Source organism: Nocardioides rotundus (genome assembly GCF_019931675.1).
GTDB classification, from domain to species: Bacteria; Actinomycetota; Actinomycetes; order Propionibacteriales; family Nocardioidaceae; genus Nocardioides; species Nocardioides rotundus.
The window spans coordinates 549,606-564,083 of record NZ_CP082922.1; the positions used below are offsets into that span (position 1 = coordinate 549,606).

General features: G+C 65.8%; 9 protein-coding genes. 8 read left to right on the forward strand and 1 reads right to left on the reverse strand.

Annotation, left to right across the window (positions count from 1 at the left end; genetic code table 11):
• Nucleotides 1-350: 350 nt before the first annotated feature.
• The 8 genes from K8W59_RS02665 to K8W59_RS02700 all read left to right on the forward strand — a co-directional run bounded on the left by K8W59_RS02665 (nucleotide 351) and on the right by K8W59_RS02700 (nucleotide 13,958).
• Complete coding sequence (locus tag K8W59_RS02665) at nucleotides 351-1,580, forward strand: ComEC/Rec2 family competence protein (RefSeq protein ID WP_223397211.1); 1,230 nt, start codon at nucleotides 351-353, stop codon at nucleotides 1,578-1,580.
• Nucleotides 1,577-4,057 carry a ThiF family adenylyltransferase gene (locus tag K8W59_RS02670; RefSeq protein ID WP_223397212.1) on the forward strand — a complete coding sequence of 827 codons (2,481 nt, stop codon included), beginning with the start codon at nucleotides 1,577-1,579 and terminating at the stop codon, nucleotides 4,055-4,057. Before K8W59_RS02665 ends, K8W59_RS02670 begins: the two co-directional genes overlap by 4 nt.
• Nucleotides 4,054-5,130 carry a patatin-like phospholipase family protein gene (locus tag K8W59_RS02675; RefSeq protein ID WP_223397213.1) on the forward strand — a complete coding sequence of 359 codons (1,077 nt, stop codon included), beginning with the start codon at nucleotides 4,054-4,056 and terminating at the stop codon, nucleotides 5,128-5,130. Before K8W59_RS02670 ends, K8W59_RS02675 begins: the two co-directional genes overlap by 4 nt.
• Before the next feature lie 209 nt (nucleotides 5,131-5,339).
• The gene (gene mobF / locus K8W59_RS02680; protein ID WP_223397214.1) at nucleotides 5,340-8,882 is read left to right on the forward strand and encodes a MobF family relaxase; all 3,543 of its coding nucleotides are present in this window, start codon (nucleotides 5,340-5,342) and stop codon (nucleotides 8,880-8,882) included.
• Nucleotides 8,883-9,185: 303 nt separating this feature from the next.
• Nucleotides 9,186-11,099, forward strand: a complete 1,914-nt coding sequence (locus K8W59_RS02685; protein ID WP_223397215.1) for a KAP family P-loop NTPase fold protein — start codon at nucleotides 9,186-9,188, stop codon at nucleotides 11,097-11,099.
• Nucleotides 11,099-11,896, forward strand: coding sequence for a hypothetical protein (locus K8W59_RS02690; protein WP_223397216.1), 798 nt, complete (start codon nucleotides 11,099-11,101; stop codon nucleotides 11,894-11,896). Before K8W59_RS02685 ends, K8W59_RS02690 begins: the two co-directional genes overlap by 1 nt.
• A complete protein-coding gene (locus K8W59_RS02695) occupies nucleotides 11,896-13,188 on the forward strand; it encodes a hypothetical protein (protein WP_223397217.1) in 1,293 nt (430 codons plus the stop codon). The genes K8W59_RS02690 and K8W59_RS02695 overlap by 1 nt, the downstream gene beginning before the upstream one ends.
• Nucleotides 13,185-13,958 carry a TatD family hydrolase gene (locus K8W59_RS02700; protein ID WP_223397218.1) on the forward strand — a complete coding sequence of 258 codons (774 nt, stop codon included), beginning with the start codon at nucleotides 13,185-13,187 and terminating at the stop codon, nucleotides 13,956-13,958. The genes K8W59_RS02695 and K8W59_RS02700 overlap by 4 nt, the downstream gene beginning before the upstream one ends.
• Nucleotides 13,959-14,055: 97 nt before the next feature.
• Here the strand turns inward: K8W59_RS02700 and K8W59_RS02705 are convergent, their stop codons facing one another.
• Nucleotides 14,056-14,400: a sulfate permease gene (locus K8W59_RS02705; RefSeq protein WP_223397219.1), complete on the reverse strand. Its 345-nt coding sequence runs from the start codon at nucleotides 14,398-14,400 to the stop codon at nucleotides 14,056-14,058.
• Between the last annotated feature and the right edge of the window lie 78 nt (nucleotides 14,401-14,478).

Consider the following 14,478-nt stretch of genomic DNA (forward strand, 5'->3'; position numbering starts at 1 on the left):
TCAACGGGCTCAGCCTCGAACTGATTACACTCGGCACCCCAGCGGGCGTCGAGGCCGCGCACCACGCCCTCGGCCCCATCGTCGATGCTGCCGTGGTTCGCCCTCCTTGGTAGTGCGTAAGTTTGCCAGCTCGCGGAGCCACGGCAGCCGCCATCGCGGGAGCCCGGCCGGAAGTTCCGGTAAGTCGGTGTCAGCGGTCGAACGTATCCTGAGATGGTGCAGCAAGGTGCTGCTGGCGGGTGGTGCGGCTTCGGCCGAGGAAGTGAGGAGCTATGTCGGCCGATGAAGGTTTGCCAGCTCGGGGTGCGGTGTTTTGGCCGGTTGGCACCGGGGACAGCACCACCGTCGTCGTGGACGAGACCCTCGTGTTGCAGGTGGACCTGCATGACATGGCGAAGGCTGATGACGAGGCGAACCCCGAGGTCGCGGTGGTCGACAAGCTCGTTGAGGCTTTGCCTGTGGTCGAAGGCAAGCCGTATCTTGCGGTCTTCGCGTTGACCCACGCGGACAAGGATCACTGCCTCGGATTCGCAGACCTGCTGTCGAAGGTCCGTATCGGCGAGCTGTGGTCCACGCCCAGGCTCTGGCACGAGTACTACGACCCGGACACTGAGGACCCGTGCGAGGATGCAGTCGCGTTCCGTGAGGAGTCCGAACGTCGCATCGAAGCCACGGAGGCGGCGCTCACGGCGGGCGAGGAGCCCACCAGCGGTGATCGGGTGCTCGTCATCGGCTACGACGACGAGCACGGCAAGCATCCCTACGATGAACTGCCCGAGCAGTACAAGTCCGGTCCCGGCAAGTCCGTGACCGTCCTCGATGGGCACGAGTGCGAGGGCCGGTTCGAGGCTTTCTTCCACGCGCCGTTCAGAGAGGACAGCGCTGCGCCGCGCAACGAGACCTCTCTGGCCATGCAGGTGACGCTCACTGACGACTCGGGGATCGACGGGAAGGTACTCCTGTTCGGCGACCTGGCCCACGACACGATTATGAAGATCTTCGATTACAGCGAGTACCACAACCGAGAGCAGTACCTGGAGTGGGATCTGCTTCTTGCTCCTCATCATTGCTCGAAGAAGGTCATGTACAAGCCCGACGACGAGGGCAAGGACGTGTTGCAGATGGACGTGCTCAACGCGTTCGAACGCAACGCGCGCGATGGAGCCGTGATCGTCAGCAGCAGTGCCCTCTTCCCGGCCAAGGATGTCGCAGGAGCTAACCCGCCGCACCGGAAAGCCGCCGATCGCTACAGCGAGATCGCCGATGAAGTGATCTGCACAATGTCGTGGGTCGATGAAACAGCGCCCTCGGCGGTCGTGTTCGGCGTGGATGTGACCGGGGCAGGAGTTGTCCAAGACACCGTCGTGGAGTTGGCGGCCAGTGAATCCACCAAGAGCGCTGCACTCACGGGTGCAGGCGCTCGACTCGCGGCGGTGACGGCAGCAGCGGTCAACGTGGCGAAGTCGCTCCCCGCGGGGGGTGTCGAGGCCGCCAGTGGACCGGAACGAGTGCAGCAGGCAGTGAGCACGGACCGCGGTGGGGACAAGGCTCCCGACGCGCCGGTGGGCTTCGGACGTTGACCGAGCGGGCTGTCACGCAGCTTCACGAACTCGCGAGCGTCAGCGACGGAGCCATCGAGGTCGTCGGGTCTTGGGAGACCAAGGCCGGCCTCGTCGTCGACGTATCTCTCGATACGCGAGGGATCGAGACCAAGGGGCAGGGCATCAAAGTTCGGAACCGCGAGAGGTTCCAATTCGTGATCGATGATGCCTATCCGTACCGTCCCCCATGGGTCTGGGTATCTCACGCGAGATGGGCCGGCACCCCGCACGTCCAATGGAAACGGCATCTTTGCCTCTACGCGGCCCCGTCGGTGGAGTGGAATCCCGCCGAGGGAATGCGAGGCCTGATTGAGCGACTGATGAGCTGGCTTCGCGCAGCTGCTGAGGCAACGCTTGACCCGGACGGCCAACCGCTGCACCCGCCAGTGACCTACAGCTCAGCCGACGCCGGGCAGATCGTGGTCAATCCGGATGTCGGCGAACTCGTGCCCTGGGGGGAAACGGTGGTGCCCGGGCCGACGAGGCTTGTGTACGCGTGGTGTGAACACGCCGGTCAGCGGATCGACATCCTCGAATGGCTGACACTCGAAGAGGCGTACGACCGCGTGCTGGCCGACGATTTCGAACCGCGCGACGCGGCAGGGCGACCGTTCTACGTGGCGCCCCTGATCTTGGTCAGCGACGAACTGTCGATGGAGTACCCGAACAGAGCTTCGGCGTTGGCGGAGAGTCTTGAGGAGTTTGGGGTCCCTCGCGATGAGTTGTTGCGGGCCATCACAAGCGCCGGCAGATTCAACGGCGCCATTGCCGAACTGGCATCACTGGAGCAGACGGCCCCGGTGGCAGTGTTGCTCGGCACACCGGCGCGACGAGTGTCGGGGACACGGCGCCTCGCGCACATCACCGCATGGCGGATCGACGACTTCGGCGAGGAGGTCACCGGTCTATTGAGGCGAGTCGGCCGACTGGACGACGACGAGCTCAAGGAGCAGGTTCGCTCTCTCGCGCATGACTGGTTGGGCTTTGCCGACATCAAGTGGATGGTCGTGCATGAGAACCGGGCAGAGCTCACGAACCGCCGCGACCAAGGCTCGGCAGCATCCTGGTTGCACGGCAAACGGGTCCTCGTGCTCGGCTGTGGCGCGCTGGGCGCGCCGATCGCAGAACACTGTGTCCGGGCGGGAGTGCGCGCACTGACCGTCGCTGACAACAGCACCGTCAAACCGGGTATCTTGCTGCGCCAGCCGTACTCGGATGCTGATATCGGGTTCAACAAGGCGCGACAGCTCGCGAGGCGCCTGACGACCCTGCGACGTGACCTCACCGTGGAGGCGTTCACCTCCAACGTCATCACTCTCTTCACCGGCGAGGGCCAGACGTCACCCGACTATGACCTCGTGATTGATGCGACCGCCGATATCGGCGTGCGCGCCGCGGTCGAAACCGCTCGCGCGCGGCAGCGTGATCAATGGCCACCGCTGATCACGGGGCTGTTCGGGCACGATGCCGTCCGAGCGCTCGGTATCCTGTCCCGGCCGGGCGCCACTGGCGCCGGTCACGACGTTCTGCGACGCATCGCGGCCGACGGCCGCGGTGCTGCTGCCGGGTCGTGGCGCGACATTGTGGATGACTTCTTTCCTGACCCTCCGCGCACCGAGATGTTCTTTCCAGAACCAGGATGCTCGGCACCCACCTTCACCGGCTCGGCGATCCAAACCACAGCTCTTGCATCGGCGTTGTTCTGGGCGACCATCTCAGAACTCGCAAGCGAACGTCGCAAGGACCCGATGGTGGCGGTGGCCGTCCGGCTACCGGGCGCAGAGACCGGGGTCGGGACGAGTCGCTTCTATTGGCCTAATGATCACGTCACCACCGATGTCTCCGGGCGCTACGAGATTCGACTCTCGACACGTGCCCTGGCGGAGATGAGAGCCGAGACGCGCCGGGGCGCCAGAGCGCGCGGACAAGAGGTGGAAACCGGCGGAATGCTGCTCGGGTCCTTCGACGAAGCCACTGGCAACCTCTATGTCGACGCTGCCGTCGGTCCGTCACCAGACAGTGCCTTGTCCGCGGTGTACTTCGACCACGGCACCGCTGGTACGCAAGAGCTGATCGAGCACCATCGAGCGCGCACCGCAAACCGTGTCGGGTTCGTGGGCATGTGGCACACACACCCCTACGGTCGCGCGCAGCCGAGCCCGACCGACGAAGCAGGCATGGGCTGGATCGTCTCACCAAGCGGGACAGGCCGGCGGGCACTGATGTGCATCCTTGGTGGTCCGCCCCTCAGATGGAACGCGTGGTATGAGGACGGGGAGTTGCCGGACGTCTATCTCAGAGTCGTCGACCGCCTCACCGAGACTGAGCGCCGCGTTGACGGCCGGCCCCAGGTCATCCCCGACGCCGCCTACTATCCAGGCGGCTACTTCCAACCTCCGTCGGAATCGCCGCACTCCCTCTCTTGGTGGCAGCAAGCTCTGAGAAGGCGCCGATGAGCGAAACGCCCCGCATCGGTCTGGCCCTGTCTGGTGGCGGGTTCCGCGCCACTGCGTTCGGCCTCGGATGTTTACGCGCCCTTCACGATCGTGACCTACTGAAGCATGTCCGGGTTGTCTCGGGGATCAGCGGCGGGAGCCTGCTGGCAGCGATGTGGGCATACGGGCCGCGGGGCTTCGTCGACTTCGACGCATCCGTTGTAGGTCTGCTGCGTTCGGGGATTCAAGGGGAACTGGTCAGACGGACATTCACACCATGGGCGATGGCCCGAAACGTCGGCAGTGCTGTCAGCGCTGGCACCAACCGGCAACCGCGCTCACGCACCCGGACTGACAGCCTCGTGGCCGCATTGCAGGCCCGACCGTTCGGGCAGCGCACCCTCCCGGAGGTCTCCCACACCGACCTGGCGACCGTCATCTCCGCCACAGACATGACCTCTGGCAACGCCGTTCGGTTCGGCAGTCAGGTAAGTTCGTGCTCCCCATACGGGGAGATCACAAACCCGGTGACGGTCGCCGAAGCAGTCGCGGCGTCTGCCGCATACCCGGTGCTCCTGCCAGCGCTGACGCGCGACTACACGTTCCGAGACCGCTCCGGGAAGGCCAGCAACAGGAGGGTGGTGATGACCGATGGCGGCGTGTATGACAACCTCGGATTGTCACCGCTGATGCCCGGGCGTTCACCACTGCACACGGACCACGTCTACGATCTCGACTATCTCATCGCTGCCGACGCAGGACCCGGCCGAAGCGAAAGAACAGCAGCTCGGTTCTGGCCGAGCCGCATAAAGCAAACCTTCGAGATCACCCACGGGAAGACCCAAGACGCCAGCCGCGCACGAATCCACCTGGCCGGCGAGACTAGGCAAGTAAGAGGGTTCGTGCACGCCTATCTGGGGATGAACGACCGAAACCTGCCAGTGCCCGTGCCTGACCTGGTTTCGAGAGACGCTGTCGAGCGATACCCGACCAACTTCGCGAGTATGACCGACACCGCGCTCAGCGCGATCAGTGTGCGCGCTGAGCAACTGACCCGGGTGCTCTTGTCTCATTACTGCCCAGACCTGGGATGAAAGGCACGGCGGTGCCCAACCTCTCTAGACTCTCGATGTAACAGGTCGGTTGCTACAGGCGGGGGCACGCCGTCCGAAGGTGCCCCAACGTTTTGCCAGGCCTGTCGCGCGTCACTCCAAGCCGATATCGCCAACTCGTTCGCGCGCAGCGGCTCTTCACCGCTTGACCAACGAAGCCACCGCCATCGCGCAGCGTGCACCTGACTCGCATGACGGTGTCGATGCGGGTGATGAGCGCCGGCGACGGCTACAAGTACCTGCTTCGTAGCGTTGTCGCCGCCGACGGTGACCGCTCCCTTTCGACACCGTTGACGCGCTACTACGCGGAGGAAGGTACCCCGCCAGGACGCTGGCTCGGCTCCGGCCTCGCCGGCCTGGGTGACGGTCAGCTCACGACCGGGGACCAAGTATCGGAAGCTCAGCTTCAGCTCTTGATCGGGATGGGCCGCGACCCCGTCACCGGTGAGCCGCTCGGGAGGGCCTTCCCGGCGTATGCCCCGGTGACCGAGCGCATCAAGCACCGGGTCGACCAACTACCCAGCGAGCTGGGGCCGGCAGGACGGGCCGAAGCGGTCGCGCAGATCGAGGCGGAGCAGACGGTCCGGGGGAGTCGGCGGGCGGTGGCCGGCTTCGATTACACCTTCTCGGTGCCGAAGTCGGTCTCGGTGCTGTGGGGCGTCGCCGATGCCGGGGCGCAGGCGGTGATCGCCCAGGCCCACCATGAGGCGGTTGCGGAGGTGGTGGACTTTATGGAGCGCGAGGTCGCCGCCACCCGTACCGGTATCACGGCCGGCGATGGCGCGGTCGCCCAGGTCGACGTGACCGGGGTGATCGCCACCGCGTTCGATCACTACGACTCCCGTTCCGGCGACCCGCAGCTCCACACTCACGTTGTCGTATCCAACAAGGTGCAGACGGCGATGGACGGGAGATGGCGGTCGCTGGACGGACGGCCGATGCACGCCGCCGTGGTCGCCCTGTCCGAGCACTACAACGCGGTGCTGGCCGACCGGCTCACCCGCACCTTCGGCCTCGGCTGGGAGGCCCGGGAGCGAGGCCGGGACCGCAACCCGTCCTGGGAAATCACCGCAGTCCCGGAGGAACTGATTGCAGCCTTCTCGACCCGCTCGCACGACATCGAGACTGAGGCCGATCGGCTCATCGCCGAGTACGTCACCGAGCATGGCCGGCGGCCCTCTGCGGCGACGATCGTGAAGCTGCGCGCCCAAGCCACCCTCGCCACCCGCCCCGACAAGCAGGTCCGGTCGCTGGCCGACCTCACAGAGCAGTGGCGCACCCGCGCCACGACGATCCTCGATCAGGACGCGACGGCCTGGGCACGGGCAGTGACCGGCACTGAGACTCCGGTCACGTTGCGAGCCGATGATGTGCCTCTGGAGACAGTCGCCGCACTCGGGGCCGCGTTGGTGGCCATGGTCGGTGAGAAGCGCTCGACGTGGCGGCGCTGGAACCTGCACGCCGAGGCCTCCCGGCAGACGATGGGCTGGCGGTTCGCCAGCGCACGGGATCGGGAGGCGATCGTCGGGATGGTCGTCGATGCCGCTGAGCAGGCCTCACTGCGGCTCACACCGCCCGAGCTGGCCACCAGCCCTGCCGCGTTCCGCCGCGTCGACGGAACGAGCGTGTTCCGGCCCAAGCACTCCACGGTGTTCTCCTCCGAGGAGCTCCTCGCCGCCGAAGACCGGCTGCTCAACCGATCCCGCACCCTCACCGCACCGACGGTCCCGGCGGTAACGACGGAGCAGATCACTGGCCGCCCCGATGCCGAGGGGCGGATGCTCAGCGAGGATCAAGCCCAGGCGCTGATGAAGGCCGCCGTCTCGGGTCGCGTCGTGGATGTGCTGGTCGGTCCGGCCGGGGCGGGCAAGACCACCGCCATGAATGCACTACGGCGCGCCTGGGAGAAGCATCACGGCCCGGGCTCGGTGGTCGGACTGGCGCCCTCGGCGGTGGCGGCGCAGGTGCTGGCCGACGACCTTGGCATCGCCACGGAGAACACCGCGAAGTGGTGGACCAACCACCTCGCCCACGGCACCACGTTCCAAGCGGGGCAGCTCGTCATCCTCGATGAAGCATCTCTTGCTGGCACCCTGTCCCTGGACCGGATCACCGCTCTCGCCGAAGATGCTGAGGCGAAGGTGCTGCTCGTCGGGGACTACGCACAGATTCAGTCCGTGGACGCCGGCGGAGCCTTCTCCATGCTTGTCAACGACCGGAACGATACTCCCGAGCTGGTCGACGTCCATCGGTTCACCCATGCCTGGGAGAAGATCGCCTCCCTGGCACTCCGACACGGACGCACCCAGGTCATCGACACCTACCTCGAACACGACCGCATCCATGGCGGCGACGCCGAGGCGATGACCGATGCCGCCTACTCCGCCTGGCGCGCCGACCGCGATCAAGGGCTGGTCTCGGTGCTGATCGCCGAGACCCGCGACGACGTCACCACGCTCAACGCCCGCGCCCGCGCCGACCTCATCCTCGACGGCACCCTCACCCGCGGACGGGAAGTGGCATTGCATGACGGCACCACCGCTGGTGTCGGGGACACGATCATCACGCGCCACAACGACCGCCGCCTGCGGAACAACAGAGCGTGGGTGCGCAACGGAGAGACCTGGACCATCACCGCGGTCCGCGACGACGGCTCGGTCACCATCCGCCCCACCGGACGCCGCCGCGGCGGGTCCATCGTTCTTCCCGCCTCGTACGTGGCCGAGCACGTCGACCTCGGGTACGCGGTCACCGCGCACCGCGCCCAAGGTGTCACCAGCGACACGGCGCATGTGCTGGTGGAGCCGACCACGACGCGGGAGAACCTGTACGTCGCGATGACCCGCGGCCGCCGCTCCAATCAGGCGTACGTGGTCCTCGACCGTCCGGACGACCACGCCCATCCACACCCTGGTGACAACCTCGACGCCACCGCTCGATCCGTGCTCTACGGGGTGCTCCAGCACACCGGTACCGAGCTGTCGGCCCACGAGACCATCACCGCCGAACAAGACATCTGGGGCTCGATCGCCCAGCTCGCTGCCGAGTACGAGACCATCGCCGCCGCAGCTCAGCACGACCGCTGGGCCAGTCTCATCCGGGCCAGTGGCCTCACCACTGAGCAAGCCGATGCTGTGATCGACTCCGAGGCGTTCGGAGCACTCACCGGCGAACTACGCCGCGCGGAGGCGAACCATCACGACGTCGACCGACTGTTCCCGCGCCTCGTCACCGCGCGGGGATTCGAAGACGCTGACGATATCGCCTCCGTCCTCCACCATCGCGTCGCCCGCGCCACCGGACGCCCAGCCGGTTCCGGCCGATCGCGAAAGGTGCCACGCCTGATCGCCGGGCTCGTCCCGCATGCGGACGGTCTGATGACGGACGACATGCGCCAGGCCCTGGAAGAACGACGGGAAATGATCGAGAAGCGAGCTGATGCCGTGCTCAACCGTGCGGTCACTGACGCCGAGCCCTGGACTGCGGCGCTGGGCGTCCCTCCCCGTGACCCGCGCAAAGCACGTGCCTGGCGGTGCCACGCCCGTACAGTCGTTGCCTACCGGGATCGGTACGCGATCAGCGATGACGCCGTCCTCGGTGCGATACCGCAGACGACGGCGCAGAAGATCGACCGGGCCAGAGCAGAAGCCGCGCTCCGCCAGCTCGCGCCCGAGGCGGAAGCACCCAAGCCCCATCAACGGACCGTTCCGGCTCGCCAAGGACCGGGCCTGTAGGAAGGGTCCCTGGCCTTGCGCTCCGGTGGCCGGCTCCGCTACGCCGGCTGGACGCCGGCGGGAAGTGATCTGGGCGTGTCGTCCCGGGTCCCCACCGCTTGAGGTGAGATTCTTGAACTGTGCACCACATGGTTCTCTGAGTCGGGCGTCCTCTCCCCACGCCCCGCGGGAAGGAGAGAAGGATTGCCATCGCAACAAGAGGCTGAACCCCTGCCGCACCCGGGGTTGCCCGATGAGGCTCACGGGAGTGCCCACGACCTCCGCGGTCGGCTTTGGTCCGATGAGCCCTCCACGATCGACTTCTTGTCAGCTCGCGCCATCGCTGAGACCGTCTCCGATGCCGTCCTTGATGACGCTCTCGACCCGCTCGCGATCGGGCTCTCGGGTCCGTGGGGAAGCGGCAAGACGACCGTGCTTGAACTCGTCAAGAAGGACCTCGACCAACGAAGCGACCCCGAAGCAGCGAAGATCATCACCGTCCGCACGGACCCATGGCGCTATGACCCGGCCGTGGGAGCAAAAGAAACCCTGATCGGCGAGGTGCTCGAAGCCCTTGCCGCTGAACTCGCCCAGCAGGTGGCGGAACAGGACGCAGCACAGACCAGGACGGACAAGGCCAAGAAGCTGCTGAAGAAGCTCTCTGATCGCGTCGACTGGTCCAAGGCAATCAGGTTGGCGGCCAAGTCCTCTCTGACGCTTCAGCTCCCGGGGATCGATGACGTGATCGGCCTCATCCGTGAGAAGAGCGACGAGGGCGACGATCAACCCGATCAACCTCGGGGCCTTGCAGGCTTCAAGGCTGAGTTCGCTGAGTTGATGGGGACGGACGAGCTAGCGCACGTCAAGCGTGTTGCGGTCCTGGTGGATGACCTCGACCGCTGCCTGGTGGACACCGTGGTGGAGACCCTGGAAACCATCCGTCTGTTCCTCAGCGTGACCGGGATGTCCTTCGTCATCGCCGCTGACGAAGAGCGAGTGGCCGAAGCGATTCGCACCAAGCTGCCGGAATCCACCATGCCCCCGGAGCGTGCGGAATCTGACGAGAGCCTGCCAGCCGAACCGCCGTCGAAGCTGTACCTCCACAAGATTGTTCAGACCACCGTGCCCCTGCCGGCGCTCGGCGCGTTCGACACGGAGGCCTACGTCCTGCTGCTCCAGCTCCAGAACCGTCTTGAATCACCGCTGACTCAAGATCAATTGCAGCGCGTCATCGACGAGTGCCAGCGGCTTCGTGGCGTTGGCGTGCTCGATGATCTGCAGGCGCCGGACGGGCTTGACGTACAGCATGAACTCTCGTTCGCTCACCGTCTCACCACGATCCTGTACGAAAAGTTGCGGGGCAACCCCAGGCGCATCAAGCGCTTTCTCAACGATCTCAACATCCGCCGATCGATTGCGGCGCGCCGAGGCATCCATCTGGAATTCGAGGTGGTCGCCAAGCTCATGGTCCTGGAAGTGCTGCTTCCCGACCAATTTCAGGCGGTGCTGTCCTGGCTGCGGACCGGTGAACTTCGGGACCATCTGGAGTCTCTGGAGTCGCTGGCCAATAAACCCAAGATCACGCCCGAGGAGGAGTCGGTCGATCGCGTCGAACGCGCGTCCCTCCTCGCGGCCGGCGAGGAAGACAGGTCCGAAGGCCAGAGCGACGAGGTAACGATCCCCTCTCTCGCTGTGGCCACAGACTTCGCCGACGATCTACTCCGATGGGCGAAGCTTCCCCCAGACCTGCACGAGATCGACCTCAGCCCATATCTCCACCTCGCTGCCTCATTCCGTGGTGACCTTCTGGTCAGCGCGGAGCTCCCACAGCGGCTCCGCGATCTCGCTGCCCAGCTTGCCTCAGCACGAACTGTCGATCGCCATCAAGTCTCGGAGGAGAGCTTGGCAGCTCTCCCTCCGGAAGACATTGCACAACTCGTCCGCCACCTTTCGCTGCGCGCCCGCGACCGCATCCAGGAGCAACGCGGGGCGGTCACCGGCATCGGCCGGTTGGCCCAAGCACACCCTCCCGTCCGCGGCTCAGCCCTGGACGCCTTTCGCCGCCTCCCGGCCAAGGATCTCCAAGTCGGTACAGCCATTCACCTGGCCGGCCTGCAGATCCCAGGAATGCAAAACGTCATCGCAGATCTCGCAAGCCGCTTATCGGATGACGATAAGAGACAACGAGAGATAAAGAGGGCGTTGACCACGCCACCGCCGAGAAGGAGGCAGACCTGATGGGCACCAAAGGTTCGTACTCTGGGGGCGGCGGAGCCGTCGGCGACGACATCCGCGACGGGCTCGACGATTGGCTCGACTCCCTGCCCGGTGGCCCCGGCCCGCAAGACCCCGTTCCCGGTGACGGCCACCCAGAGCAGCTGCCGTTGCCGTCATCGCGGCCATCGCCGTCATCGCCAGCGGGCCGGATACTTCCAACAGCCGCCCTGTTCCGGTCATCCAGGGGCGGCGGTGCCGGACGGTCACAGCGCAACTCGACTGCCGCCTTGAGTCGGTCGGCCGCGACGTCCGCGCGGTCGGCGGGCCGCGGCGCTGCAGCCGCCTATGCCTACAGGACCGGCGATGCCCAGACGCTGCGTGACCTCGGTCTTGACTACGACGCACTGCGCACCAACCCCAACATCTTCGACGTTGCCCACCAGATCGCGCAGAAGGTCTGCGAAGACCTCCCCGATGGGACCATCGAGACCGCCGAGCAGCTCCAGGTCGTCGCCAACCTCGCCGAATGGCTCATGCAGCGCGACGCCTCCGGCGCGGATGTGTCCGTCGGACAGATCGCCGAAGAAGCCGTAGCGCTGATCCTTGCCGAGGCATATTTGGTGGAAACAGCTTCCGCACTCAATACCAAGGACATGACGGGAACGCAGCGCGCCAGTTTTGAGAACGATGTGCGCCAAGCAGCCGAGGAACTGGCCGCTCACGCCAACCTCTCACCGACCGGCCCCAGCGCAGCGGAGTTCACCCGGGCCATCGAGGACGGCCTCGAATACCTCCGCGCCCTCCACGAGGAGCCGTGATGGCCGAGTTCGACCTCAGGTTCCAAGTCCCCGCGACCGTCACCGCCCAAGCCGCGCAACGAACGCTGTACTGGCCGACCACTGGCACGGGAAGCTACAACACCCCTCTCGGTCCCCGTCTCGGGCACCTCGGCCCCGTCCGGCAGCCGAACGCTGACCTGTTCCGCCTCGCGGCCATGGTCTACGCCGCCGACCGCTCCGTGCCTCGCCAGGCCGGTCGAGTGAACTGGACCCGACGAAGCTTCGAACTGACCGTACCTGTCCTCGGCGACGCTGAGTCATGGAACAGTGTTGCCCACGAGCTCGCGCGACTGCTGGACTTCCTCTCCGGCGATGAATGGCGGCTGACCTTCCGGAGAACGCGCCTTCCACGCGAGTCGATCGCTGACAACCAGCACCGCGATGCCGAACGTGTCGTGCTGATGAGCGGCGGCGCGGATTCGGCGATCGGTGCATTCCTGGCGCGCACGCATCCAGAGCCCCACGTGCTGGTGTCCCACGTCGGTGCCACTTCCATCTTCCCGATACAGCGAGACGTCGCAGCACGAATCCGCGACCTACGCTCCACCGGCTCCGTCCAGCACCACCGCCAAGTCCGGTTCACACGCAGCCAGACCCAACCCGGCGGTCACCGCTTCCGGAATGAGAACAGCACGCGGACCCGGTCGTTCTTGTTTCTCGCTCTGGGGCTGGCGGTGGCATCCCTCAACGACGTGCCACTGTGGATACCCGAGAACGGCTTCGCCTCCCTCAACCCACCACTTGGCCCAGATCAGTTGGGAAGCTTGTCCACGCGGACCACGCACCCATGGTTCTTGACTGAGCTGTCCCGGCTCGCTCGGCAGGTCGGTGCCACCGCCGAGATCACCAATCCCTTCGCCCGGCAAACCAAGGGCGAGATGTTCCGCTGGCTCGCCGACGAGATCGGTGACGACAAGATCGCCGGTGATTTCCTCAGCGCCACCAACTCCTGTGCCCACACCAGCCGCCGGTGGCTCGGTGTCACAGCGCAGCACCACTGCGGAACCTGCTTCGGCTGCCTCGTCCGCCGCGCCTCATTCGCCGCCGCAAGCCTGCCCGACACGAGTACTTACGTCTCAGACTCCTGGCCGAACGACCGCGTGAAATCACAGCTGCAGAACGCCTCCGTCCTGCCCAGTATCCGTGGCTTCGTCGCCCGAGGCATCCGCGTCAGCGACATTGCCGCCATGCGCCTCCCGGACGGCTACTCCGCCAGCGAAGCCCGTGATCTCTGCACCCGTGGCGCTTGCGAACTGGCGTTGCTCACATGAGCACGAACTGGCCGCCGCTTGACACGCACGCCCATATCGACGTCTCGATAGACCCCAGGGAACTGTTGAACCTGCGGGCTGTGGTCTTTGCAGCGAACCGCAGCCTTCAACAATCCCAGCAGTCCCTAGACCGCCAGCATCGCGACCTCTTGACGGTGTGGGGCGTGGGAGTGCACCCCGGGGTCAAGACGGCCTTGGAGGGCTTCGACCCAGCAACGTTTCACGCCCTGATGCAACGGACCGCGTACGTCGGTGAGATCGGCCTTGATGGAAGGACCAAGTCCCGCCTCCCTCTGCAACGTGACGTCTTCGCGGCCATCCTCCAACACCTCCAGCAACACCCACGGTTGACCTCGATTCACAGCCAAGGTGCAACAGCCGAAGTCATCGACGAACTCGAACGCACACCGATTCAGGGCGTCATCCTCCACTGGTGGCTCGGGGAACCAGCGCTCACCAAGAGAGCCGTCGAGCTGGGTGCCTACTTCTCCATCAACGCCTCCTCCGTCCGCCGAACAGAGGTGATCGACCTCATCCCTCTCGACCGCCTCCTCGTCGAGACGGATCATCCGGACGGCAACCGCTCGGCCCATCAGCCCCGACCGGGCAACGTATCCGACGTCGAAAGCGCCTTGGCGCGGAAGCACCACGTCACGCCGTCCGTGCTGCGTGCCACCACGTGGAAGAACCTCGCGACGCTCGCGCACGTCTCCGGCACGCGTCCCCTACTGCCACCCCGGGTCGGCGCCATTCTGGATTCGACCCAGTAGTACGGCTCTAAACACAGGGAGTCCTCAGCGTGGCAGCCATGATCCCCTCCTTCGAGGGGCGTGACAGAAGAGCGCACAAATGCCACCGAGCGGCGCGTCACGCGAAAGCGTCGGCTCGCGCGCGCTGGACCCTTCGCTCGCGCCGCTCACTCGCCCTGACCCCAATCAGGAGGACGACGCTGACCGGTCCCATGATTGCGAACTTCAGCGCGTTCCAGATGAACAACAGCACCAACAGGTACAGCCAGCCCGGCGCACCGTCGTCAACTAGGACAGTCACGAAGCTGGCGGCAAACAGGTAGGGGATGGCCACCAGCATCGCCGGGACACCCCACTTCAACCCAGGCCGTGTGCGGATCGCGTCGAGCGCGACGTTCGTGGGCATGTACCGGCGCAGGAAGTCGCGGGTGTGGGCGCTGGCGATCCAAATCGAGCGGAACATGAGCGCAGTCCTCTCCTCGTCTCCGGCGACAAGGAATCAAGGAGGACGTCTGGCCGGGGCCGGACGATCGCGCCACCG

What these genes read in the sequence shown, in the direction of transcription:
- K8W59_RS02675 (WP_223397213.1), top strand. Translation starts at nt 4,054, where the DNA reads ATGAGCGAAACGCCCCGCATCGGTCTGGCCCTGTCTGGTGGCGGGTTC.
- mobF (WP_223397214.1), top strand. Translation starts at nt 5,340, where the DNA reads ATGACGGTGTCGATGCGGGTGATGAGCGCCGGCGACGGCTACAAGTAC.
- K8W59_RS02690 (WP_223397216.1), top strand. Translation starts at nt 11,099, where the DNA reads ATGGGCACCAAAGGTTCGTACTCTGGGGGCGGCGGAGCCGTCGGCGAC.
- K8W59_RS02695 (WP_223397217.1), top strand. Translation starts at nt 11,896, where the DNA reads ATGGCCGAGTTCGACCTCAGGTTCCAAGTCCCCGCGACCGTCACCGCC.
- K8W59_RS02700 (WP_223397218.1), top strand. Translation starts at nt 13,185, where the DNA reads ATGAGCACGAACTGGCCGCCGCTTGACACGCACGCCCATATCGACGTC.
- K8W59_RS02705 (WP_223397219.1), bottom strand. Translation starts at nt 14,400, where the DNA reads ATGTTCCGCTCGATTTGGATCGCCAGCGCCCACACCCGCGACTTCCTG.